Genomic DNA, 24,818 nt, shown 5'->3' on the forward strand with positions numbered 1-24,818 from the left:
TAACCGTTCTTCCTGAGAATATTTTAGGTTTTTTTGACTATAAAGTCCGCTTCGATGGAGAGGTCGCCAATACTGGATAGTTTTGGATCTGTCATCATTGACTCATTATTGATTTCAAGCTGGTGTGAATCAGCTGATGTAAGGATCGCGTAAGGACTGACTGTTCTTAACATTTCGATCTGAAAATCAGGATTGGCTGTATCTATGATTTTGTAATTACCCTGAACTTCCACAATCTGTATGACAGAAAATCCCGTCACAAAATCGACATAAGACCTGGACTCGATAAAATTCTGAATTTCAGCTTTATATATAGCACTAACGAAACCTTTCCCTTTCTGAAAATCCATTGGATTGGGAGATAGGTAAGCGATGATTTCCTTTTCGAGGATATCCCTGTAATACCCTGATTGTTGGATGTTTTTGAATTTTACATGGCCACGGACTTTGAGTTTTTCAAATACCGGATTGCAGACTTCCAGCCTGGTAAAAGGGGACACCGATTTCCGAAGGAAAAATTTGATTTCCTGCAGTAATTCAAAGGGTGCTCTGAATCCTTCCGATTTAAAGGTGTCATCCAAAGGTGCATTGGGAATAACCACTACCTGAATATTGCTATTTTTCACCAAGTGCTGTGCAAAATCACTTCTTCCATACACCATGACTCTTCCAATTTGAGGAAAGCGTTCAAGAACAAGCCTTTCCATATCCCAGGTACTTATTCCTCTTCCTCTATGCCTAAGGGTTTCACTGATGCGTATATTATCCTGTTTTTGGGATTTGGGCAAAGAAGGCGCATTCATATGGTAAGGGCCGATGACTTCATTTAAAGGTAAGTTACCATCTGCAAGCACTTGTAGATTGCCTCTCAGCTCTTCAAAATCCACTGCTGACCCTGCCTTATCATGCATTTGGCTAATCCATGTGGCATTGGTAAAGATGGATATCAGCCTGCTGTTGATATCATGGTTACCCGAATAGGAAATCCTGATCCAAAATTGGTTTTCGGGTAGTCTTGTATTGTTCAATTCCAGCACTTCAGGAAGTTTGAACTTCACTATTCCCGACTGAAGCATCCCAAATGTGGAATCCTCCATCAGCAAATTCCCGAGGGGAAGCCACTGATTCTTTTCCATATATTCCCATTTGATCTTAGGCGGGTGTGTAATGGTATGAATAAAGTATGCTGGATAGAGTTTAAAGCCCAGGTTGACCACTTGATTTTCTTTTAGCTCAGACAAGCCAACTATCAAATTGCCGTTTCCTTCAAGTTGGGGAAGCAAGTAGGTTGCTGTCAATCCAGGGTTGGGATATACACACTGCTGCCCAAAAGGATAAAGGTGAAATACCTTAATACTCCCGCCATTTTCGCTGCCTTTTCTGATTAGGTTTTCTTTGGTTTGGTTGCTGTAGCTGCACACTATTTTTTCAAGCTGTGGCGTATAAGGTGCCCTTGGAAGTGCTTTCTGTCTTTTGGGAAATCTGCTATTATAAAAGGAAACATCTGCATACAATTGAGTGTAATGCTCATGGCCAAATGCAAAGGGGGAGGGTTCTGAAAGTTTGAGGGAAAGGAAAGGATCCTCTTCTAGTTCAAGAGAGTGATTTACCGGATTCTTAAGGATATTGATATCCACAAGGTCAAGGTTTAACTTCAACTCCCTGTAGTTTTTGAGGTAGACTTCTCCGGCTTTCTGAACGGTCTCGAATAACTGTACTTCTTGTGCCACAGCATGGCCTGCCTGTTTGCTTTGATGAGCCTTCGACTTAAGAGATAGCATACCCTTAAAACTATTGTTATCAATAGTACCTGGGTATACTTTATACAATTCTTTGAAGCCTGATGCTTCTTCAGGCAAACCAATCCAATCCAGCCTTAAGGACAAAGAGGATAGATACTTGTTTAAAATCAAAGGGTTTTTGAGGTTGAAATAGGAATCCTTTGTCGGATTGGATCCAAAAGGCAAAAAAGGGTTACCTGTATCAAGCTTACCTATCTGATTGCTGCATTCAAAACCAGCATTTACATCTTTTGACTGTGTAAGGATCTCTATTTCTATGATTTCCAACACTTTCAACAACCTATAAGGAGGATAATGGGCATAGGAGTTTAACATGAAACGGATACAAGGCCATTCTGTATCCAAACTCCCCTCATGGATTTCTGAATCAAAGGGAACGGGCATTTCCGATGATCCTTCAGGTTCGAGTTTGAAGACAATTTTATTTTGGGTATCAAAAAAATTGACTGCCAGAAAATTGAGTCGCTGCCATCCTTTGATACCTGAAATGTCTACAAAAAAGGCATCATTGAGCAATAAGTGGGCAAAATCCCTATACTCGTTGGTATGTATCTCAGTCAACTTGTCGCCGCTGGCTTTCTTTTTTTCACCAAGTAGTTCAGCTACCAAGTTTCTGAACTTTTTGAAAGAGGACTCATTCAATTCAAATGAAATTTCAATGTGTACTTCTCCATTTTCCAACAAAAGGGCAGGTGAACTGACAATAAACCCGAGCTTACTTGTTTTCATTGTCCTCCGGTTCAGTCCTTTGAGGTTTTGGTTTTCTCCTAATAATGCTGGAAAGTCCATTTTGGAATTTCCATGAAATGCAATATCATGAAGGGCTTCACCTTGATACAATTCCGCTTCATAAATCCAGTTAAGTGCAAGACGATCAACTTTATAGCCTGTAGAGAATGGGAAATCGTTACTTATATATAAGGATTTAAGTGATGATATTTTGGCTTGGGAAAGCTCTGTTTGAAACTGGTTTTGAAAAGGAATTGTCTTTTTTGAGGGAAAAACCAGCGTGAATCCTGAATTTTCCTCCAACAAAAGTTTTCCTGGTTTGGGAACCAACCCCACCAACAAGCTAATCCGACCAGGTAAAGGCACAACCTGATTCAGGATTCGACGGTAATAAAAATCCAGGTGTTTTCCTGTCAGCTCATTGAGGTCTTTTTGGATTTCAACAAAAAGCTTTAGGGCTGACAAAAGAAGACCGATATGTGGCTGATGCTTGCCAGAAGCCATATCCATCAAGTCATCAAAGCTTCTATGTGCCTGATCTACAATAAAGACAAGATTCTTATAAGAAACTTTAAAGGCTTCTGCAATATTGATATGGGTATCTTTGCCAGATTCGTCTGCTTTGATATGTTGAAAGTCAGATGCCTTGTGCTTATGTTGAAATTGAAGGGTACTTTTAATTATTGGCTCTAAAAACCTTCTACTGTTTATGATTTCATTGAGCAAGGGGCCTGCATAATTACAATCCATGAAAAGATCTTCCCATTTGTAAATATTCTTGATCATGGAAAGCAGGTTATCTGCCATTCCTTCTCTAAATTTTTTATTCCCTTTTGGGTTATTTTCTGCTTTGGAGGCCAGGTCATCCTGTCTAATCTTGTAGCTTTCCAGAGAAGTGGAAGCGATCATACCTGTGATGAAAATCGGGTCATTTAGTAAAAATGGCTTCCAATTGCCTAGAGGTTTGTTGTGAAAATCAAAATAAGAAACTGATTTAGCGTAAGAAAGCGTGAATTGAACCAATTCTAACAAGTTCCTTTCATCCGGAACCACATAATGCGGTTCCAGTTCCTGGATCATTCTTTCAGACTGGGTAATTCCATTTTTCATAATTGATCAATTCGCGCCATTATCAAAGGTTGGTACCTTCATTTAAATAAAAAGGATACACCATATTACTTCTTGAATTGGTGATGATCACTGTGTAGTCGATATCGATAAGAAGTATCCCATCATCGAGCTTTCTTTTTCCAAATTTGATTTCCTCTACTTTAATCCTAGGTTCAAAATACAGTAAAGCATCATAAATGGTATCTCTCAAAAGCGTCATGTAGGTCGGATCAGATGTTTCAAATACAAAGCTGAGCATATCACAACCGAATTTTGGTTCCATAACCCTTTCAGTCGGTATGGTTCCCATAATGATCCTTATGCTTTGTTGAATATCTGTTTCGGCAGATGCCATTTCTGCCATCTTGGACTCAACATCAAATGAAGGTGGAAATGACCATCCTTTTCCGAGGAAATTATTTGAAATTTCATCCATATCAACCTCCAATCATTACAGTGGGACATCCCAATACGATAGAGCCACCATGTGCTGTGGTATCGCCCATCCGTGCAGCTGGTTTCCCTCCAATCATCACTGTAGCGGATCCCTTTATAATAGAATCAGGAGGCCCCACACAGACGCATGAGTCTCCCAGTACAGCGGCGGGAAGTTTTCCTATTAACACAGTGGGTGCCCCTGGCCCAATCACAGGACCTCCCACGTGGGGAATCGGGGGAAGCCCCGGGGTTTGCATGGGGCATGTATGCATATCAGTCAATCTTGCGGCTAGTGGCATAGTTTTCTTAATTTATCATGACCATTGCCCCTTTTAGGGTGGTCTGTCCTGCGGCAGAAAATTCAGCTGAGGCATTTCCTGCAGCTTTCATGGCAACTTGTGCTTCCAGCGAAACATTCAAGCCTTTTCCCTCGAGGTCTCCACCAGATGCTGCCATCTCAATACCTGAGACTGCCTTAAGGCTGATTTTACCCTTTGCATCCAGTACAATATTTTTGGGGCTGGAGAGTTTGATACCGTCTTTGTTGAGAATGGCCTCGTTCGAATTCATATCCTTCACTGAAACCTGCTTTTCCTTATCATCTAAGATGACAGTATTGCCTCCAGGGGTTTTTATCGTGAAGATTTTGTCTTTATCATTAAAGATTATAGCCAGGCCTGATTTGGTGTGGATTGCTTTTTTGGTGTTTTCTGCATCTGTTTCAAACTTAGGCTTTTGCTTGGAGCTGTAGATACTACCTGTAATGACAGGGAAACGTGGATCGCCATTAATAAAGGTGACCAATACTTCGTCTCCTATTTCGGGAAAGAAGAAAAATCCGGCTTGATCTGAAGCATAGTTAAAAGCTATCCTAGCCCACAGCTCATTTGAATTACTTGTATTTTGAAATGCACCAAGTTCGATCAAAACCCGGTATTCTCCATCGGGATCTTGATGGATTTTTTTGACTTTAGCGATTTGACTACCTTTTGTTGCAGGAAGCAGACCCAATGCACCTACTTCTTCTACATCATTGAGCGTAGAATGCCATCGGGGATTGAGTCCAACAAAAACAGTTGTTTTCCAATCGCCCTCTGAGAATTCTTGTTCAATTTTTGAAATGAAAGCATTTCCCTCATACCTTTCCCCAAAGCTTTTGAGTCCAACAAGTTCACCCGGCTTGAGTTGGGAAGTCCCTGCAATAATGATTTTCCCTTGTATTTTGGTAAGCGAGGACTTGCTGATCCAACTTTTGGAAAATGCATTTAATTCGTCGGCAGAAAGTGGTGCCGAAGTAAATTTATTGAGCGAGGGTACTGCAAGATTGCCTGCTATCTTCTGAGCTGTCAGGTTTCCAAATGTGGCGGGGTCTACCATATTGGCACTGACCTTTGTAGTTACCTGGTTTTTAGGATTCCAACTGGTGAAATTAAATTCTGAGTAGGTGTTTTCTCCATTGATTTCCAAATCTACCTCCAAGGCAGAAACATCTGCTTGAATTGTGAATTTCGGGTTTTCGGAAAGGTTAAAAGCCTTTATTTTAACTTTATTTTCATCTGTAGTCACAAAAAGGTTATTGGCTTCGGCTCTGATGACAATGTAATCCCAGTCTGAGGTATTGTACTGAAAAAGAGGATAATTAAACTTTTTTGTGCTTTCTATCTCAGCACTTAATCCAGCATCGGAAACGAGTTTACTGAAAAGGTCATCATCTTTGGCGTCAGACATGACGGTATTGGACCTTGATTTGGTAAGCTTGAACGATTTGTCTTTACAGGAAACTTGCAAAAAAGAGGTATTACGACGCACAATCATTCTTTGTGCAATGATGACTCCTTTAAACACTGTTTTTCTGTCATCTCCATATCCAAGACTGATAGTAATTTCATTTCCTGGTATAAAGTCAGAAGAGGCGCTATTAGAAAAGGGTTCATTTTCAAGTCCAAAGGCACCACCATCCGAAATTTTAAGGTTGGCTGAAGCGATCCTGTTCACTTCAAGGCTGACAGACAGAGAAATGATTTCTATTGCCCCTGACAATACTTTGCCATTGATGGATACTTCAAAAGACACAGGTAAATCATTTACCTTCAGTATTTCAGCCATAAGAAATTAAATTAAAGGGGGAAATATAAGCTGGTCACCGGGGCTGATCGAACGGATTTGATCTAATCCGTTGTATTGTGCCACTTGAATGAAATACTTGCTATCTCCATATATTTTAAAACACATGGCAGGCAAGGTGTCACCCGCTTTTACCATGCGGATATGGGTCAGATCAGAAGAATTTCTTCGTTCCTCAAGGGCTTTCTTTTTGACAGGCACTGACCTGACAAATGAGGCTTTGACTTCAGCCCGCATTGGGGTGCCATCAAGATCCATCATAGTAATTTGAACGTCCCAACTTTTAAGACGTCCTTCAAACAGGGATTGCGTTCCCCATATGATCTTTATATAATTGGGCTCATGGATATCGCCATTGTAGGAATAAATCAAGCCTTTCAATTTATCCATTTGCCGGTCCACAGGTTCGAGTGTAATTACTCCCGTACTGTCGAAGAAAAAATCCATTTGAAAATTATTCGAACCAGCTCCGCGAAATTTAACAGTTTCGGCAGAACTCCCAACCGGTGAAGAATTGGTGGAATACCTCAGTTCGGACTTTGAATTATACTTTTCGGGGTTGATCAGCACATCATAATCTCCCACTTTGTCAGAGAAATCGGGCTTTTTATATGCTACTAGTTTTACTTTGGTCAGTTTTCCAGTATCCATATCAGCGGGTTGAAGTTTTTTCGATCAATTCAAGCATCTTTTCTTGATACTCTTTTTCAATTTCTCTTTTGGTCTCCTCGATCAACTGAATGAGAGCCTCCTGATTGGGGTGCTCCTCTTTGCTGTAATGGGAATTATCCTCAATCACTTCGCCACGGATCACCAACTGCTTAATGATTAGCGTCATTCTAACTGTCTTTTTTAAAGGATTTGTATTTTAAGGTTAAGGTTTCAATGGCGAGTTCGTTTTTCGTACTGGATAATGAGGACAATTCCCAAGACATGGGAATGGCCTGAAACACCGTCCAAGAAGTCATGGCCTTTCCATCAGGCCCAAGAAGGAAAACCTGAAAGTCTAAAGGCTTGAATTTAAAATTTTCCAAAGCGTTCCTGCACCATTGGTCTAGGCTTGAATTTTTGATCAGACAACGTTTGAGTACCAGATCACTGTACTGGGAAGATGAAGGGAGGTAATGAATACGGGTATTCTCCCCCCCTTCTCTTTTCTCAGTGACTTTAACGGTAACCTTCAAGCCAGTAACTTCCTGGAAACTGCTGTCCATTTCTGGAAATTCTTTGAATTTCACTTTAAAATAGAATGCTGTTGGTGGAGCATAGCTGTCCTGAAAGAAACTGTTTTCTCCCATTAGAATTAACCGTTGGTTATGGTCAAGCCTTCATGTGAAATCTCAATGCTTTCTACGGCCACTTCATTGGCATCAGACTTCAAGTCTGTTGAGCTGATTTTTGAAGGCCAGGCATTGTTTAATGTCCAAGTCATAGTAGGTGAACCAGACTCATCCAATAATTTGATCACCACATTTTGCCTTTCTATGGTATTCATTTTTATTTGATTGTACCAATCCCAGAAAGCATTGTCATTAACAAAAACGCCCTTCTTCATAGTAACATGGCTGTTTTTAATGATCCCAGGCATATTAATCGTAGAAAATACAGGGCTATTGCCGTGTCTGTATTCAATTGGCTGTGCTTCTATTTCAAGGCCACTGACTTCCTGGAAAGGAATATCCGTAGTACTTCCCCAGTCTACTGAAAAGTAAAACTTGGGTAAGGGCCAATTACTGTCTTGTGCTTCTCCTGCCATGATATTATGTATTTAATATTTTAGAATTTTTTAATTGAATTTGAACTGATTAAGATTTCTGCATTTGCTGTTCGAAGGACACAACAATAAATTCAGCTGGTCTCACGATAGCAAGCTTGACGGTAATCAACATTTTACCTTCCAGGATATCAAGTGATGTCATGGTGGTTCCCAATCCTATCTGCACATCGAAGGCATCTTCAGGAGAAGAACCTGCAAGGGCACCCTGCTTCCATTTTTCAACAAGGAAATTTGAAATAAGACTTTTTACCGTCACCCAGGTATTTGCATCATTCGGTTCAAAGACATAAGCCCTCAAAGCCAGTTTGATAGATTGTTCGAGCATAATCATGGTACGCCTCACATTGATATACCTCCAATCCAAGCTATTTCCATCAAGTGTTCTGCCACCCCATACCAAAGTGCCTACTCCAGGGAATGTCCTGATCGCATTGATAGACTTACCTGAAAGTGCATTTACATTGAGATCTTCCTGCTGGTCATGAGTGATATTCACTGCCGGTCTTACCACTGCATTGAGTCCTACATTTGCAGGAGCTTTCCATACACCTCGACTATTATCCACCATGGTGAAAATCCCTGCCATAGCTGCGCCTGCCGGAAGGAGATTCATGATTGCTCTAATCTCATCAAGTAAAGCCGCGTAAGTCGGGCTTGTAGCCAATAGGCCTAGGTGATGGTTACTTTCTTTATTTTTAATATAACCAGGAAGAAGTCCATCAATTTGCTCTTCGGACAACTCCGGTCTGTCAGCTTGCAGTTGAGCCTTAAATTCATCTGAATTCTTAGGGAAGGCTTCAAGTAAATTTTGAGCTCTGGCTTCTGGAAGAATTTCAGACAAGGCCACAGATTCATCAAAGTTTTTGAAGGTGATCTCTCCCTTTTGAACAATATTGGTCTCAAGCCATGGATAATAAGCGGCCGCATAGCTCAAATATTCGGTGCCGATTTTCTCTCTAAATACTTTGATATTGTCGTCTTCTCCATCATCCCTACTGTTGAATCCATCATACACATCTAGAATTGCAACCCTATTCTGCATTTTTGCACAATGGGCAAGCATCTGCTTGTAGATTTCATAAGAATCCGCTCCAAGAGCAACAGCATCAGGGATTACTACCATAGTTGGCTCCAATTCCTTGGCAAGTTTCAACAAGCCGCCTTCAATTGGCTTTCCATTTTCACCTTTACTTGTTCCTAGTAGGTCATCTTTTTTAATTTCAATGCCTTCTTTCCCGGCATAAGTGCCTACGGAAACAATATAACAGGTACCTCCTCCATTCATGAAGAATAGGCGTATACTATTAAAGAGGTATACAAGATTGTTATCTTTGTACTTAATAGTTTTTTCCTTACCGCCTATAGTTACTGTATTCTTATCGCCGGCTTGGGTATCTTCAAGATTGAATTTGGGGTTAAACCCAGCTCCAAATAGTTCGAGGTAGTCAGCAAAAGAAGTGATCCTTGTAGGTTTATTGACAAGAGATTTTCCGTTTTTGGAAGCTCTTTCCGTATATCCAACAAATGCTGGAATAGCAGTAGCTACTTCTACAACAGAACCGGGGAATGCATTTTTCTCTTCAATGTAAACTCCCGGAGTCATGAGATTTTGTGCCATAATTGTTTTTTATTAATGTGATTAATTGGTTATATATAAATATGTGAGTAGAAAATTCCAGTATTGTCTCCGTTTAGGTGGATTTGGTCCGGTTTGGCCTCAGGTAGTTGTTTATGTATGAGTTTGCCATTTTGCCTTCCTTCCTTTGATTTTTCCAGTACCTGAAAGCGTCTATTCAAATCTATTCTAAAAGGAATTTCTGTTTCAGATTCAAAACATTTCACCTTCCAATCAGGACGAATTTCAAATTCCCCTTCTTTGAAGCTTACTCCATTTTCCTGAGTATCCATAATACTCAGGTCAGTGAATTTTTCATACACTTTGTCTGTCAGGATATATTTCCAAACCGTTTTCCTGTTTTTAAATTTAATTTCGAAGCTTGCCATCTTTTCTGATTGCTTGTATGCCGAATAAATGTCATAAACATTAAGGGCTATCAAGCCAAAAGGCTTTTTCTCCATTCCTCCCCTTGGTTTATAAAAAGCTTGTCTGTTTTTATTCTTCTCTATAAAGAAAAATTTTTCACTTATCTCACTCATTAGGCCAGTGAAATGTCTAAGTTCTAAAACAGGTTCAATTCCCTCCCATACCTGAAAATCACTATCATTGAATTTTGATGCGATTTCCTGGACAATCTCCCTATTGATTACTTTGATGCAATCTTTAGTGCTTACATAGTCTTCTTGGTGCATTACACCATCTTTGTTAATTCCCTTATGATTGGAAAAAAGAAATATTCCAGCTTTTGGACTGAATTCTTGTCCAAAATCAGTGTAGTTGAAGAACAATGGATCTTTTGGTGATATTCTTAAAAATATAGTACTGTCCTCACTGCTAAGGAGTTCTATATCGGAACAAAGAATGCTTATTCCACCAAACCCAGGTTTTACCATTAGCTGAAGGTTATCCATCAACGAAGCTGTTTCACTCGTCCAGTTTACAGTAAACCCATTGAACTTATCCCCACCATAATATTCATGTAAAAATTCAATGTTGGAGATATGGTGGTAGTGTTGGTTCATATCAATTTATATTTTCAGAACCAGTACCTGATATAACAGGAGTAATAGACCTAATGGGTGTGTCATCAAAAATCACCAAACCTACTTTGTATATCGCAGCCGGTAATACTTTTGAACCAATGGCAGACCAAATCTGACTGAGATTGTCGTAGGAAAGATTACTAAGTTCAAAGGATATTTTATCAGTCTTATTGGATAGCCCTTGAATATTGCCAAGGTTGATAATTCTGTTCTGATGAAAAAAACTAATGGTTTGGGAGAGATAATTCAATCCTTCCAGATAATTTTTACTTTTGAAATTTGCACAAAATACAACTTGAAGATTGAGGTAGAGAGGTGCGAATTTATCCATTACTCCTCCGGAGCTGCCCCCAGCTCTCCCATTTTTATTCTTGAGGATGGTTTCTTGTTCAATGGAAAGTAAAAAGCAGACGATCCTATTCTCGAGCTCGGCAGGAGATGTAGATGAGTTATCCAAAAGGTTAGAAACTACAACCTTATTATCAGAAACCCCATACTGGTTTTTGAAATTCTGATTTAACAGATCTCGTACATGGATGAGTAAAATATCAATCATCTGATCTTGGAGGAATTGAGAAAGTGGATAGCTAAAATTTGGGTTTCGGAGATTTTAACTAGCTTTATGAATTACTATATTACAGAAACTAAATGCCACAAACAAGTAGTTTTACACAATACCTAGTAATTTGGTTTTAATATCAGCAACAACATTTCTTTAAAAAATTTTCATGTATACAATATTTCCTTTTGTACTAACAATTGTCATCTTTATAATATTTCTTGTTTATTATAGAAATCAGAAGGGAAAATTATTTTTTCTTGAAGAAAATGTTAAGAGGTTAAAAATGGAAAAAAAAGTAAAGGAAATGGAGATATCCGACAGTCTATCAATGATTGACAAGTTGGAAGAAGACCTTTTTGAATCTAGAAAAATACAGCTTGATTTGATGGGTAAAAATAATTTTTTGGCTGATGAAAATGAAGCACTGAGGAAGGTAGTCTCAGAACTAAAGAAAATAAAAGAAGAAAAATCTGATGACGTAATAGTCGAATATATTTTCAAAAAATAAAAACTAAATTTTACACTATACTTTTTCCTTCTTTCACTTTTTCAAGTCTCAACCCCTGAATTATATCAACTTTTCTTACAACAAGTTCTTCTCTTTCCATTGATTTAAGACAGCAAAATTGAAGGATATTGATAATTGAAGCCGCGCTGAGTTCATGGCTTTCTGCTAATTCTTGAAGGTTGACTTTATTTTCATAATCAAATTCACCCATCAAAGCATTTTCCCAAATCTTCAACCTTTGGAAATAATCAGGGAGTTCAAAATCGATGACCAACTGAAACCTTCTAAAGAAAGCCTCATCGATGTTGTTTTTATAATTTGAGCACAGTATCACCAAACCATTGAAATCCTCAATGCGCTGAAGCAAATAGGAAACTTCCTGATTGGCATATCGGTCATGGGAATCCGAGGCCTGACTTCTTTTTCCAAAAAGTGCATCAGCTTCATCAAAGAAAAGTATCCAATTTCTATTTTCTGCAAGGTCAAAAACCCTTGAAAGATTCTTTTCAGTCTCTCCGATGAATTTCGAAACTACCAGTGAAAGGTCTATCCTGTAAACATCCAATTTGCAAGCTTTACCTAATAATGTAGCTGTAAGTGTTTTGCCTGTTCCTGGAGGACCTGTGAACAAAGCTTTGAATCCAGGTTTAATTTTTCTTCCAAATTGAAAATCATTCTTGAGTCTTTTTCCATGTACAAGCCAAGTTTGGATTTCCTTGATACCTTGGAACACATCATCACTTATGACAAGATCATCCCATTCCTGTTCGGTTGTAATTCGTTTTGCTGGAAAATCATCACCAAAATCAGGTTTGAAACCCTCTCCCGTAGTAAGAATACTAAGGTATTCCTTGGATATCCTCAGGATCCCGCTAAGAATAGGTTCATCTTTTGAACTGCTTTCCAGAGAAAGGATTTTTTCTTGGGCAAAGAAATGAGAAGAATCAAAGAGCTTTAATAGATCAAAACGCTTTCTTAAACTAGAACCAGCCAGTAAAAAGATAGCAGTCTCCCCTGTCGGTAAAAAACCACGGTGTTTTTCTCCTTTAATCCCTCCAAACTCGGTGAATGGAGTGTCATAGGTTTGGTTTTTGATATGAAGGATATCCAGTAAATGTGGCTTAATATGTGGGAGTAATGCCAGAACCAGCACCAATCTTTCTTCCAGACCCATTGAATGTCTTTTGATCAAACGGGCATAATTTGAATCTGAACCGGCAAAATCCGGCAAAACGATCCGATCAATGTCCGATTCTTCCCGAGATTGCTCAAAGGTGATTTTTCCTCTTATCATTAAAAGCTCCTGAAACCAAATAAGCTCCTGTTCTAAGCAATCTGAATTGGATAAAGAGTTGGTCGACATATCTATTGGAGTTTAAAATCTCTTCAAAAAACGGATTATTTACCAGTATTATAGGCAATCTATTTTAAGCTTAAATGCTTAAAGATAAACCTGCCCCTAACCTCAGTGTTTGGTGTCAACGAATGTTATGCTAAATGGGTGTAATTAACCAAATTATTTCAATGCCTCCCTTCCCATGACATCCGCTTCTTTTTCCAAACCAACATCATCATTTATATTGACTTTTCCTTTCAACTGCATAGTTGGTTTAACCCTTCCTTGTTTTTGCTGTACAACATGCCAAGCCTCATGTGGCAAATGTTTTTCTTGTCCGGGAGCTAAATGTATATCAGTACCCTGCGCATAAGCATGAGCATGTAGTTGAGAGGGGGTATTGGAATTATAGTGAACTTTTACATCATCCAATGAATATCCTGAAAGGCTTTCCACTCCAGATTTAAGTTCATCTGGTAATCCAGTATTATTGACTTTTTTTGAAGTAGAATTGGTATTTACAAGTCCGTTAAAATTCCGTTGAAAAATTGCCTCCGACCTGTTGTCTACGAACTGTAAAGGTGATCCTTGCAAATTCTGCATTTTCGATGTATCAGAGTGAGGCCTTTGATTTTTTCTTTCGGATGACTTTTGTACATGAGATGACATGTTTATTATGATTTAAATGAACACTGATTTCCAATTTCACTAAATTCTCAAAGGTCTTCCAACCACCTACTATACTTATTGTACAGTCCAAATCCTCATAACCAATTTTCAATCATAACTTTTAGAAAATAATCTAGTCTAGAAAAGTAGATTGATCAAAAATTTCTCCTGTTTAAAATCTCTGTCAGTATTATCGCATCTTTTACTGATTCAGGATTTTTCAAAAGTGATTTATATTTGCTGTTTGACTCAGGCGCATCAAGCTCTTCTACTTTTATAGAGGATTTCAAACCTTCAATTTCATCATCAATCATCACCTGCTCGTCCAAGGTTTTGTGTCTTGGCTTTTCTTGTTCGGACACCTCCCCTTGAAACTTCCTAAAAGCTCTTGGTTGATCTACACTTTTTGGCTGATAGGAAGGGCTAGATACAGGTTTTTCAATAGACCTATCCCGCCTTTGTGGCTTTTGCTCCAAAACATCACCCTGCCCAGACTGGTCAAAATCCCGCTCTTTCTCTTGTTGACCTTCACGGATTTCCCGTAACAAATCTTCAAAGGAAGCAGGTCTTCTTGGACTATCTTCTATCTCCTTTTCAGGAACATCTATCTCTTCAGGACCCTTGCTTTTTTTCATAGCAGAGTATATGAAGTAAATGATGATTGCAATGATATATATAATGTTACCGGCGTCCATAGCTTATAATTTGATTCCAATATACACATTAAAAATATGTGCTGAAAAGTATGAAGTGATATTATATGGTAATCCAAGGAAAATGAAAATGTTCAATATTACCAAACCGATGGATTTTGCAATTTTGGTCTATATAATAAGGTACTGATCAACAGTGCCACAAATGGATTTTCTTGGTAAATTTCTGAATTGAGTTAATTTTGTTCAATATTCATTTTCAATTTTGATGTAGGATGCTGCTGAGTAAGCTAGAAATTAAGGGATTTAAAAGTTTTGGTGACCGAATGGTAATCCATTTTGATAAAGGAATTACAGGTGTGGTGGGTCCAAATGGATGCGGCAAATCAAATGTAGTGGATGCTATTCGCTGGGTATTGGGAGAACAAAAAACCCGTATGCTGCGGTCTGACAAAATGGAGAATGTTATTTTCAATGGGACTAAAAACCGTAAGCCTACCAATCTGGCAGAGGTTTCCCTTACTTTTGAAAATACCAAAAACCTTCTTCCTACAGAATATACTCATGTCACTATCACAAGACGCTATTATAGAAGCGGTGAAAGTGAATACTTGCTCAATGGTATCACTTGTAGACTCAAGGATATCACCAATCTCTTCATGGATACTGGCATCAACTCTAATAGCTATGCCATCATTGAGCTCAAAATGATAGATGAGTTACTCAATGACAAAAACAACTCCAGAAGAGACCTATTTGAAGAAGCTGCAGGCATATCAAAATTTAAGACGAGAAAGAAAGAAACACTCCGAAAATTAGAGGATACCGATGCTGATTTGGAGCGTGTAGAGGATGTTCTTTTTGAAATAGAAAAAAACCTGAAAAGCCTCGAAAAACAGGCAAAACAAACTGCCAAATATTTTGAGATCAAAAAGGAATACAAAAGAGCCAGCATCAATCTGGCAAAAAAATCTGTTAGCAAACACAGTGACTCCCTCATTGGAATTCATAAAAGAATACAAGAGGAAAGTGACAGGAAGTTAGAGATCAATACTAAAATCACTGAAAAAGAAGCTTTTTTGGAAAGTGCCAAAGCTGATTTAATTCAAAAGGAAAAATTACTTTCCTCCAGACAAAAAACACTCAATGAACATGTCAACAAAATCCGACAGTTTGAAAGTGATAAGAAAATCAAGAATGAAAGGCTTCGGTTTTTGGAAGATAGGGCTCAAAAACTCCGGGAACAGATAGATATTGACCGCAAGTCAAATGATAGAGCGGGTTTCAGTATCAGGTCCTTGGAGCAAGAACAAGAAAGTGCACAAAAACAGCTGGCAGAGAAGGAGTATATAGTTGAAGAATTAAGGAGAGACTTTGAGTCCAAAAAACTCCAACAAACTGATATTCAGGAACAACAAAAAGTAGCCAACAAAGACTTTGTAGGTAAAAAAGACCGTGTCTACCAACTTTCCAAAGATCAGGAAATCAAGCAGATTCAATTGTCTACGTTGAAGCAAGAACTGGAAAAAACAGCTTCAGATGATGACAATCAGGAGGCAAACCTGGCAGAATTTGAAGAAAAAATAGTTGTGCTAAAGGAGGAGTTGGATGCTAAATCTGATGCTTTGTCCAAGATAAAAGCCAAAGAAGAAGACCAAAGCCAAAAGCTAGAAGAAACCAACCGCGTGATTGACATGATTCGGGAAGAAGTCACCCAGCTTTCCCGCAAACTCGATGCAAAACAAAATGAATTCAACCTGACTAAATCTTTGGTCGAAAATCTTGAAGGTTTTCCTGAAGCCATCAAGTTTCTCAAGAAAAATTCCTCTTGGGGGAAAGATACGCCGCTATTGTCTGATATCTTGACTACTGAAGACAAGTATAGGGTTACGATAGAAAACTACCTAGAAGGCTATATGAACTATTATGTAGTCGAAACAGAAGCTCAAGCCATTGCAGCTGTTAACTTACTTAGTGATGCAGCTAAAGGAAAAGCCAATTTCTTTGTCCTGGAACACTTCAACAGCTTCCAGCCAAGCCAAACCAAGCTTTTTGCCAATGCCATACCCGCCACCGAAATCATAGAATACGATGAAAAATACGGCAAACTCATCAGTTTTATCCTTGACAACACCTATATAGTAAGAGGTGAGTTCAGTGATTTTCCTGAAGACAAAACTGCCATTTTTATCACTGAAAGTGGGAAATTTACCAAAAGGAGGTTCAGCATCTCAGGTGGATCTGTAGGTTTGTTTGAAGGCAAAAGAATAGGTAGGGCCAAAAATCTCGAAAAACTTGAAAAAGAAATCAAAGAGCTCAACAAAAAAGTGTCCGCTACCCGTGCAAACCTAGACAACAAACTCAGTGACCTCTTGAAGCTCAAAGAAGTAAGTTACAAAAAGGACATAGAAAGCCTGCAGCAGGAGATCAATGAAATCAATCAGCAGTATGTGTCTGTTCGTACCAAAAAAGAGCAATTGAGTGAACTGCTCAGCACCAATGCCAATAAGCGCGAGGATATTTTGGACAGAATCGATAGTTTACAAACCAGTCTTGAAGAAATAGGTCCCGACTTAGAACAGGAGAAAACCTCTTTCGAAGCATTGGAAGAAGAACTGGAAAAACTCACAGCACTTCTAGAAGAGGAAAGCGAAGAACTTAGCAAGAGATCCCAGGCTTTCAACCAAGAAAACATCTTATACCATCAACAACTCAATAGGGTAAACAGCCTAGAACAGGAAATCGAATTCTAAAAATCAGCTTTTGAAAGCAGCAAAGAAAGAATAGAAAAATCACAATCAGAACTCAGTGCCACAGACCAGGAAGTCCGCTCACTCATCGACAACAATGAGATCAAAGACGACGAGTTGATTGAATTGTATTCAGAAAAAGAAGGCATTGAAAAAGGCGTCATTGAGGCTGAGAAGGACTATTATGCCATGCGTGGTGAAATAGACACCTCGGATAAGCAGATCCGTGAATTACAGAAGTCCAAAGAATCCATGGACACACTGATTCAGGAATTGCAACAATCTCTAAATGAAGTCAAGTTGAAGTTGGCCAGTCTCAAAGAGAGATTGAGCGTTGAATTCGAAATTGACCTAGACTCCTTAATGGATGAAAATCCAGAAGTGGAAGAAGAGTATATTGAATTTTCGGAAGAAGACTTGAGGCAAATAGTCCAAAAAGCTAAAGACAAGTTGGAGAAAATAGGCCCCATCAATCCAATGGCGATGGAAGCTTACGATGAAATCAAAGAAAGACATTCATTCATTACAGCTCAAAAAGAAGATCTGGAAAAAGCTAAAAACTCTTTGATCGAAACAATTAAGGAAATCGATCAAGTGGCGAAAGAGACATTTTTGGACGCTTTTGGCAAGATCAAAGAAAACTTTATCAAGGTATTCCGCTCTTTATTTACAGAAGAAGATCAATGTGACCTTACCCTGCTTGATCCCGATAATCCACTTGAAAGTGCAATCGAGATCATTGCCAAACCAAAAGGAAAAAGACCTTTGACGATCAACCAACTCTCAGGTGGCGAAAAGACCTTGACGGCTACTTCTCTCCTATTTGCCATTTACCTGCTTAAACCGGCACCATTTTGTATTTTCGATGAGGTGGATGCACCACTGGATGATGCCAATATTGACAAGTTCAACAACATCATTCAGACCTTTTCAAAAGAATCCCAATTTATCATTGTTACCCACAACAAAAGGACAATGGCCAGCACGGATATCATCTATGGAATCACCATGATAGAGGCAGGAGTTTCCAGAGTGGTGCCTGTAGATTTGAGGGAATTGGTATAAAGAGGTTCAGGTTTAGATTTTACTGAATTATCCGATTAATGACAGATATTTAGGCAAGTTTTATCTCTTAGGGGTCTAAGCTTAACACATTTGTATCAAGCCCTTTATTGGTAATGGGATTCCAAAATTCCTGCTTTTGGATCAAAAAGGAAAAATAATTGCCCATCTGCTGACAGGCCGTCTTTAGATATTAGAACCACAATTGACAAGTACCTTTAAAATGTAAAGAGAGCGAGGAAATTCCCCACTCTCTTTGTTTTTATATCCTTGCCTGGTAAGTGTACAGTTGGTAATACCGTCCTTCACTGGCGATCAATTCATCATGTTTTCCTTGCTCGGCAATCCTGCCCTGTTCTATAACCAAAATCTGATCGGCTTGACGGATAGTACTCAACCTATGAGCGATTACAAAGGTAGTCCTTCCCCTCATCAACTCTTTTAAAGAAGCTTGAATCAAGGACTCACTTTCAGTATCAAGGTTAGAAGTGGCTTCATCCAAAACCAAAATTCTAGGATCTGCCAAAATTGCCCTAGCAATGGCTATGCGCTGCCTTTGACCTCCTGATAACTTTACGCCTCTTTCACCAATCAATGTATCCAATCCATCCTCAAACCTATCTGTAAATTCATGTACGTGCGCTGCAGCGACCGCTTGTTGCAGTTGCTCCTCACTTGAATCAGGCCTGGGAAATAGGATATTTTGTTTGATCGTACCTTCAAATAAAAAGTCATCTTGCAACACTACTCCCAACTGAGACCTGTAAGAGTCCAATGTGATTTTTTGCAAATCGTGTCCATCCACAGTAATGATTCCTGATTCAGGATTTAAAAAAGAGGCTGCCAAACCGGCAATAGTGGTTTTCCCCGATCCCGAAGTACCTACCAAGGCAGTCACAGAACCCGCCGGAGCATTGAAACTGATATTTTTGATCACATCTTTCCCCTCTTCATATGCAAAGGATACATCTTGAAAAGTCATATTTCCTACAATTTTCGGGAGGGCGATTGTCCTTTGACCTGTTGAATTTTCTAAAGGATAATTCATTATTTCTTCAGTCCTGTCCAATCCCGCAAAAGCCTCTGTAAACTGACTTCCAATATTACTCATCTGTACGATAGGAGCTATCATAAATCCTAGGTAGAGCGTAAAAGCCAAGAAATCACCAAAAGTCATCTGACCATCCATTATCATATACCCACCAATACCCATGATACCTGCAGAGGCCAGGCCTAGAAGAAAAGTAGCAGAAGATGTCACAATACTTGTGGCCGTGAGACTTGATTTGACATTCAGAAATAACCTTTCTACGCCTTGCTCAAAAGTGAGAATCTCTTGGGCTTCAGCATTAAACCCCTTGATGACGCGAATTCCACCCAAGGTTTCTGTTAATCTACCTGTAACTTCTGCATTGATTTTACCTCTTTCACGAAAGATTGGCCTGATTTTGCCAAAAGCTTTTAATGAAATCAATCCAAAAATAATTACCGGAACCAACACATAAAGTGTCATCAATGGGCTGATATAGATCAGCAAAACCAGCGAAATCACTGCAGTAAGCACTCCTCCAATCATCTGGGCAAAACCTGTCCCAACAAGATTTCTGACACCTTCTACATCCGTCATGATCCTGGATACCAACTCCCCTGTTTTGGTATTGTCAAAAAACCTTATAGGCAATTGGATGATGTGTTTTTGAACTTGAGATCGCAGCTTAGCAATCAAATGCTGAGCTTCTACGCTTAAAATTTGAGTCAAAGCGTAAGAAGTGACAGCTTGAATGGTAATGGCAGCTACCACTACTATTACCAACCACTTTAGCATCTGAAGGTCGTTGGAAGGTATGACATCATCTATGAGGATTTTACTTGCCCCGGGGAGTACCAATCCAGAAAGTCTTGAAATGACAATTAAAAATAACCCTAAAAACAACTGTTTTCTTCTTGGCCAAATGATGGTTTTGAAAACATGGCTCATGGTGACCTTGCTTTCGGTTTTCTTTTTTGTAGTCATAGCTTTTCTAAAATCCATTCAAAACATGGGACTCGACGAAATTAGTTCTATTTTGGTTAGAAATAATATCAATGCCAACTCAATACGGTTGATTGATAGGCTATAATATATTATATGATTATCCGCTTCTTTGTTGGGCGGATAAATTCACAAATCAACCAACTGATTGAGAAAAAACCTGCTACTGGTAGGTAGGTATCAATTAATAACTTGTCCTGTGGCGGATCCAGCTCGCCTCCCGAAGGGCAGGTATCTAAATGATGAGAAAAAAAACGTAATCTGCTTAATTGCAGAATTGCGGACACACATGATATTTCAATACCTAAACATTCAATTACCATGAGAACCTTATTCATTGTATTGCTCCTTGGATTGTTTCTTCAGAGTTGTTCGAAAGAAACTACTAGCGATTCAAGTCAAAACCTCCTTAAGGTCGGTGTATCCAAAGCCGTTATCAACCCTCCATTGGGAAGTTTCATTGCAGGGGATAAGCAGAACAGGAAGTTTACAGGTGTTTTGGATAGTCTCTTTGTAAAGGCATTTATAGCCTTTGATGGTTCCTCTTCTTTGGCCTTGGTCACGGTAGACTGTATAGGACTGATGTATAGCGACTTGCTAAAAGTCAGATCAGAATTGACTCGAATGGATTTTCCTATTCCATTTACACCCGAAAGTCTTGTTATCAGTTCTACCCATACCCATTCTGGTCCTGACGTGGTAGGGCTTTGGGGTAAAGATTACAGCGAATCAGGTGTGGATCCTGATTATTTGGAAAAACTGATCAACACTATAGCCTCTGAAATCTTGAAGGCTTCACAAAATCTGATCGAGGTAGAAGGAAAGTATGCCATGACTACACATGGAGATGATTGGGTAGAAAATATCAGTGAAGAAGAAATTGACAGGTCAATCACTACCCTGCAATTTGTAGATCTTGATGGGAATAGCATTGTTTCCTTGACAAATTTCGCATGTCATCCAACATACTTAGATGGTATTGTATCAGAAGTTTCTGCTGACTATGTAGGAGGTTTTTATAAAGGTATGGAAGATGTATTTGGTGGTGAACATCTTTTTCTTCAAGGTGCTATTGGGGGTTGGATTCAGCCTAATGATAAAGATGGAAAGCATCATACAGCTATCAAAAGAGGGGGAGAACTGGCAAAGGCTACCATAAGTGCATTGATAAACAAACCCCAAACGCTTAGGCAAAATCAAATCATTTTTAAAAAAGCCTATGTTTCCTTTGAAGCAGAAAACCAAGCTTGGCAGCAGTTGGCAGAAATGGGGATTTTTAACCGGTCAATCGGAGAAACAGTAGAGTCAGAGGTTGCTTGGTTCAGCATAGGTGAAGCTACTTTTGCTACACACCCTGGAGAAACAGCTCCACACTATAGCTTTCAAACGAAAGAATTGATGCCACAAGGGCCAAAATTTGTTTTGGGATTGGCACAGGATGCGTTGGGTTATATCCTCAAACCTGAATACTTTGAAAACCCAGAAATACCCCATGCTCCATATCTCACTAGTATGTCTTTGGGTAGCAAAACAGGCCCCAAGTTGATGGATGAATTAAGTGCATTGTCAAAGGAAGAATAATTTCTAAAATCTAAAAGTATAGGCTAGTTTTATATTAGTCCTGTCTTCAATGGATATAAACCTTTCCATAAAACGCTGCCAATTGTGATTGTACACCACAAAAAAGGTGTTTCCCGGATCTATTACCCATGAAAACCTGGTGTTGGTTCCTACAAAATTAGTGATATTGTCATATTGTATATTAAAATTGAGAGACACCCAAGGGGAGAAATCATAGCCGGATACCAGTCTAAATATATGTGTATCAAAATCCCCCTCAGCTAGCCTTACTTGACTATGTTCCCAACTTGCTGTCATATTAAGACCAACAAACGGCCTCATAAATATATTGGCAGTTACATTGGCCTGTGTACCTGTCCAGAAACCAATCCGGGAGTATTCCAAGGTACCTCCTATTTTTCTAAAAGGTGCCGATGAGGCGGTCAAGACATAACCCAAATTCCTATAATCACCAGGCTGAATGACATATTCACCATCTCTTAAAATATCAAAAGGTCTGTCAAGCCACTCATAATTGTGGTCTAGTCTCACTTGAAAAATATCACCAGTTTCGAACCTTAACCCTAATATCCTAACTCTGTGGTTGACTGTTGCAGGTCGCCAATCCATTTCCATCAAATACTCAAAATAATACTGCCAACTCAATTCTCGTATCAAACTGCTTTCTTTCCATAAAGGATTGTAAGTAAGAGATGGCTGTAGCCTTCTGAATCCTACCCTTGGAGCAAAGCCTACGGCGGGATCATAATTAATTCCAAACTCCCTGTAGGAAACATGTGCATCCCATGGTTGATTTGGGAAGTTGATCCTGCCACCTCTGACCGACCTGTCCCAGAGGCTGCTTTCGTCTCCAATAAATGTTTCAGTGTGTCCCACAAAAAATGCTTCCATCTGTAAGTTTTTATTTCCCAAAAATTTGGAAGTACTCAAACTCAAATCCGCTCCAAGTGTCTGTCTTACAGGCAAGCTGTCTCCGTCTGTATCTCTACGGGTATATACTACACCAATTGTACTTTCATCTGAAATATTCTGTACTACCCTACCCACAGTGAAGTTTTCACCAGGCCTTTCGCCTTCTGCCCCTGTTCTTACCTGCAAAAAACCAACATCTGTATCTTTGATCCTTCCGATCAACCTCCCTCCGTGACGGATAGGTATAGGCCTACCCTCTTGTAATCCAATTCTCCTACTAAAATACGGGTTTGGGCCGCTCGAAGGCGCAAACAAAAAGATATTAGACCCTTCCAAAAAGAAGGCCCTCCTTTCTGGGAAAAACAGGGGGAATCTCGTAAGGTTTATTTGCCTGTCATCCACCTCTGTCTCCGCAAAATCTGTATTGACCGTAATACCAGCTTTAAGGTTAGGGCTGATGTTGTAATTGATCTCACCCCCCATATTGTATTGATAATCAGCTGTTTTTTCTCCATTCACCCCCTCTCTTTGTCTCACTTGAGATGCTATTGCATAGGGTATTGCCTCTACTCCCACTCCTTGGTTTAATCGGTGTAAACCTACCAGCTTGCCTGCATCCTGCGGCCTATTGATACCTTGGTTTCTTTGAAAGCCTGTCCAGAGTACATCTTCATTTTTCCTTCTTATTGTGCGGAGAAAGTTGATTCCCCAAGTGTCATTGTTGGGATCAAAATTCAAAGTCATAAACGGAATACGGATTTCCGCTGCCCAGCCTTCTGGATTTTGAACAACCCAAGCCCTCCAAATACCATCCCAAGACCGATTGATAGAAGTTCCTTGCCCAGTTCTCAGAATACCATCCCCCATGAGACCAAGTGGATTGATTTCGAAATAAAAAGATGACCGCTGATCATTATATGTGTCTAAAATAAACACAAACTTATCATCTGTATCCAGTGGGGAATCTCTTCTTCTCTGAAAGGCTTTGATTTTTTCAGGCTCTGAGTCAAAAAATTTGGCTGATATATAGAGGTTCTGGTCATCATAGGCTATCCGCACTTCTGTTCGCTCACTCGCCGGATTGCCAGGAACTGGTTCCTGTTGTCTAAAACCTGTAGCCACTTGAACCTTATCCCAAAATGCTTCATCCGCTATCCCATCCAGCACTATGCTCTCCTCTGGCAACATACGATAGGCTTCCAATTCTTGCGCAGATATTACACTGGAAAAAAGGGACAATAAAGAGCAGAAAAAGACAAAACAAATACTTGGCTTAGATTTCACAATACAAAATTGAATGATTTTGCTCCCCATACCAGTCACAATATTACAAATGGTAGTATTCGCTTTTTGGAAAAACTATTTGATTATCATTGGCAATAGTGAATAACAATTTTTTCGGCTTCCGTCCAATTGTTTCCTTTAGAGGCTGCAAAAGTGAAAAATAAAGTCAAAATTGCATCCCAAACACATGTACACATGAACTGGATCAAAGAACTTGACAATATTAACAAGGTAGTTTCAGAGGAATTTGCCTCAATTCCTGATGAAGTTTTGAATAAAAAGCCGGGTTCAGAAAAGTGGAGCGTCTCTGAAAACTTTCAACATATTATGAAAGTTAATAATAGCTACTTTCCTCTTTTTGAAAAACTAAAGAAGGGAAATTTTCAAGCACCATTTATCGCTAAAATACCTTTTTTCAGCAAACTATTCGGCAATATGATTTTCCAGTCTGTCTCTGATGGCGGGAAGAAAAAAGTTAAAACTTTCCCTGCTTGGCAACCTGAACCTGTGTTTTATGACAACACCATTTCTGACTTCCTTCAACACCAAATACTATTGGCTGAAAAAATCAAAGAAATGGAGCCTTTTACAGCAAAGAAAGTAATCATTCATTCTCCTGTAAATAAGCTGATTGTGTATTCTTTGGATCAGGCAATTGATATTATTATTGCGCATGAATGGAGGCATCTCGACCAAGCCAAACAAGTTTTGGAAAATTCAAAATAGCATCTTGTATCTTGCAGATTTGTAAGAAATCACTTCCTGAAATCAATCCTTTTAGCAATTATTTCTAATTTGCACTTATTCTGACACTGAGTAATCTTTCCA

At 39.2% G+C, this 24,818-nt stretch carries 19 protein-coding genes and 1 pseudogene; 4 read left to right on the forward strand and 16 right to left on the reverse strand.

Going from position 1 to position 24,818, the window contains the following annotated elements:
• Nucleotides 1–23 precede the first annotated feature (23 nt).
• The 11 genes from CLW00_RS01865 to CLW00_RS01915 are packed head-to-tail and all read right to left on the reverse strand — an operon-like array spanning nucleotide 24 to nucleotide 11,197.
• A complete protein-coding gene (locus CLW00_RS01865; RefSeq protein ID WP_106131936.1) occupies nucleotides 24–3,641 on the reverse strand; it encodes a hypothetical protein in 3,618 nt (1,205 codons plus the stop codon).
• Between the two features lie 22 nt (nucleotides 3,642–3,663).
• The gene (locus tag CLW00_RS01870; RefSeq protein ID WP_106131937.1) at nucleotides 3,664–4,077 is read right to left on the reverse strand and encodes a GPW/gp25 family protein; all 414 of its coding nucleotides are present in this window, start codon (nucleotides 4,075–4,077) and stop codon (nucleotides 3,664–3,666) included.
• 1 nt (nucleotide 4,078) lies between these two features.
• Nucleotides 4,079–4,378 (reverse strand): PAAR domain-containing protein, encoded by a 300-nt coding sequence (locus tag CLW00_RS01875; RefSeq protein WP_106131938.1) that lies wholly within the window; start codon nucleotides 4,376–4,378, stop codon nucleotides 4,079–4,081.
• A gap of 7 nt (nucleotides 4,379–4,385) precedes the next feature.
• Nucleotides 4,386–6,185 carry a type VI secretion system tip protein VgrG gene (gene vgrG, locus CLW00_RS01880; RefSeq protein WP_106131939.1) on the reverse strand — a complete coding sequence of 600 codons (1,800 nt, stop codon included), beginning with the start codon at nucleotides 6,183–6,185 and terminating at the stop codon, nucleotides 4,386–4,388.
• 6 nt (nucleotides 6,186–6,191) lie between these two features.
• Nucleotides 6,192–6,854 (reverse strand): CIS tube protein, encoded by a 663-nt coding sequence (locus tag CLW00_RS01885; protein WP_106131940.1) that lies wholly within the window; start codon nucleotides 6,852–6,854, stop codon nucleotides 6,192–6,194.
• Between the two features lies 1 nt (nucleotide 6,855).
• Complete coding sequence (locus CLW00_RS01890; RefSeq protein WP_106131941.1) at nucleotides 6,856–7,041, reverse strand: DUF5908 family protein; 186 nt, start codon at nucleotides 7,039–7,041, stop codon at nucleotides 6,856–6,858.
• Nucleotide 7,042: 1 nt separating this feature from the next.
• Nucleotides 7,043–7,501 carry a phage tail protein gene (locus CLW00_RS01895; protein WP_106131942.1) on the reverse strand — a complete coding sequence of 153 codons (459 nt, stop codon included), beginning with the start codon at nucleotides 7,499–7,501 and terminating at the stop codon, nucleotides 7,043–7,045.
• Nucleotides 7,502–7,506: 5 nt separating this feature from the next.
• On the reverse strand, nucleotides 7,507–7,959 hold the full coding sequence (locus CLW00_RS01900; protein WP_106131943.1) for a phage tail protein: 453 nt from the start codon (nucleotides 7,957–7,959) through the stop codon (nucleotides 7,507–7,509).
• A gap of 49 nt (nucleotides 7,960–8,008) precedes the next feature.
• Nucleotides 8,009–9,598: a phage tail sheath family protein gene (locus CLW00_RS01905; protein ID WP_106131944.1), complete on the reverse strand. Its 1,590-nt coding sequence runs from the start codon at nucleotides 9,596–9,598 to the stop codon at nucleotides 8,009–8,011.
• Between the two features lie 29 nt (nucleotides 9,599–9,627).
• Nucleotides 9,628–10,620 (reverse strand): hypothetical protein, encoded by a 993-nt coding sequence (locus CLW00_RS01910; RefSeq protein WP_106131945.1) that lies wholly within the window; start codon nucleotides 10,618–10,620, stop codon nucleotides 9,628–9,630.
• A gap of 1 nt (nucleotide 10,621) precedes the next feature.
• Nucleotides 10,622–11,197, reverse strand: a complete 576-nt coding sequence (locus CLW00_RS01915) for a Pvc16 family protein (protein ID WP_106131946.1) — start codon at nucleotides 11,195–11,197, stop codon at nucleotides 10,622–10,624.
• A 172-nt stretch (nucleotides 11,198–11,369) separates the two neighbouring features.
• Here CLW00_RS01915 and CLW00_RS01920 point away from each other — a divergent pair, with 172 nt between their 5' ends.
• Nucleotides 11,370–11,711 carry a hypothetical protein gene (locus tag CLW00_RS01920; protein WP_106131947.1) on the forward strand — a complete coding sequence of 114 codons (342 nt, stop codon included), beginning with the start codon at nucleotides 11,370–11,372 and terminating at the stop codon, nucleotides 11,709–11,711.
• 10 nt (nucleotides 11,712–11,721) lie between these two features.
• On the opposite strand, the gene CLW00_RS01925 is transcribed toward CLW00_RS01920, so the two are convergent.
• The 3 genes from CLW00_RS01925 to CLW00_RS01935 all read right to left on the reverse strand — a co-directional run bounded on the left by CLW00_RS01925 (nucleotide 11,722) and on the right by CLW00_RS01935 (nucleotide 14,351).
• The gene (locus CLW00_RS01925) at nucleotides 11,722–13,074 is read right to left on the reverse strand and encodes an ATP-binding protein (protein WP_106131948.1); all 1,353 of its coding nucleotides are present in this window, start codon (nucleotides 13,072–13,074) and stop codon (nucleotides 11,722–11,724) included.
• A 153-nt stretch (nucleotides 13,075–13,227) separates the two neighbouring features.
• Nucleotides 13,228–13,650: an eCIS core domain-containing protein gene (locus CLW00_RS01930; protein ID WP_211300133.1), complete on the reverse strand. Its 423-nt coding sequence runs from the start codon at nucleotides 13,648–13,650 to the stop codon at nucleotides 13,228–13,230.
• 221 nt (nucleotides 13,651–13,871) lie between these two features.
• Nucleotides 13,872–14,351 carry a hypothetical protein gene (locus tag CLW00_RS01935; protein WP_211300134.1) on the reverse strand — a complete coding sequence of 160 codons (480 nt, stop codon included), beginning with the start codon at nucleotides 14,349–14,351 and terminating at the stop codon, nucleotides 13,872–13,874.
• A gap of 293 nt (nucleotides 14,352–14,644) precedes the next feature.
• On the opposite strand from CLW00_RS01935, the pseudogene smc reads away from it, so the two are divergent.
• A pseudogene (gene smc / locus CLW00_RS01940) lies at nucleotides 14,645–18,184 on the forward strand (chromosome segregation protein SMC).
• A 259-nt stretch (nucleotides 18,185–18,443) separates the two neighbouring features.
• Here the strand turns inward: smc and CLW00_RS01945 are convergent.
• Nucleotides 18,444–20,195, reverse strand: coding sequence for an ABC transporter ATP-binding protein (locus CLW00_RS01945; protein WP_106132215.1), 1,752 nt, complete (start codon nucleotides 20,193–20,195; stop codon nucleotides 18,444–18,446).
• Nucleotides 20,196–20,534: 339 nt separating this feature from the next.
• On the opposite strand from CLW00_RS01945, the gene CLW00_RS01950 reads away from it, so the two are divergent.
• Nucleotides 20,535–21,794 carry a neutral/alkaline non-lysosomal ceramidase N-terminal domain-containing protein gene (locus CLW00_RS01950; RefSeq protein ID WP_106131951.1) on the forward strand — a complete coding sequence of 420 codons (1,260 nt, stop codon included), beginning with the start codon at nucleotides 20,535–20,537 and terminating at the stop codon, nucleotides 21,792–21,794.
• A gap of 3 nt (nucleotides 21,795–21,797) precedes the next feature.
• Here the strand turns inward: CLW00_RS01950 and CLW00_RS01955 are convergent, their stop codons facing one another.
• A complete protein-coding gene (locus CLW00_RS01955) occupies nucleotides 21,798–23,990 on the reverse strand; it encodes a carbohydrate binding family 9 domain-containing protein (RefSeq protein ID WP_245917139.1) in 2,193 nt (730 codons plus the stop codon).
• Between the two features lie 195 nt (nucleotides 23,991–24,185).
• On the opposite strand from CLW00_RS01955, the gene CLW00_RS01960 reads away from it, so the two are divergent.
• The gene (locus tag CLW00_RS01960) at nucleotides 24,186–24,716 is read left to right on the forward strand and encodes a DinB family protein (protein WP_106132217.1); all 531 of its coding nucleotides are present in this window, start codon (nucleotides 24,186–24,188) and stop codon (nucleotides 24,714–24,716) included.
• Nucleotides 24,717–24,818 lie beyond the last annotated feature (102 nt).

Origin of the sequence: Mongoliibacter ruber (genome assembly GCF_003003005.1) — a bacterium.
GTDB classification, from domain to species: domain Bacteria; phylum Bacteroidota; class Bacteroidia; order Cytophagales; family Cyclobacteriaceae; genus Mongoliibacter; species Mongoliibacter ruber.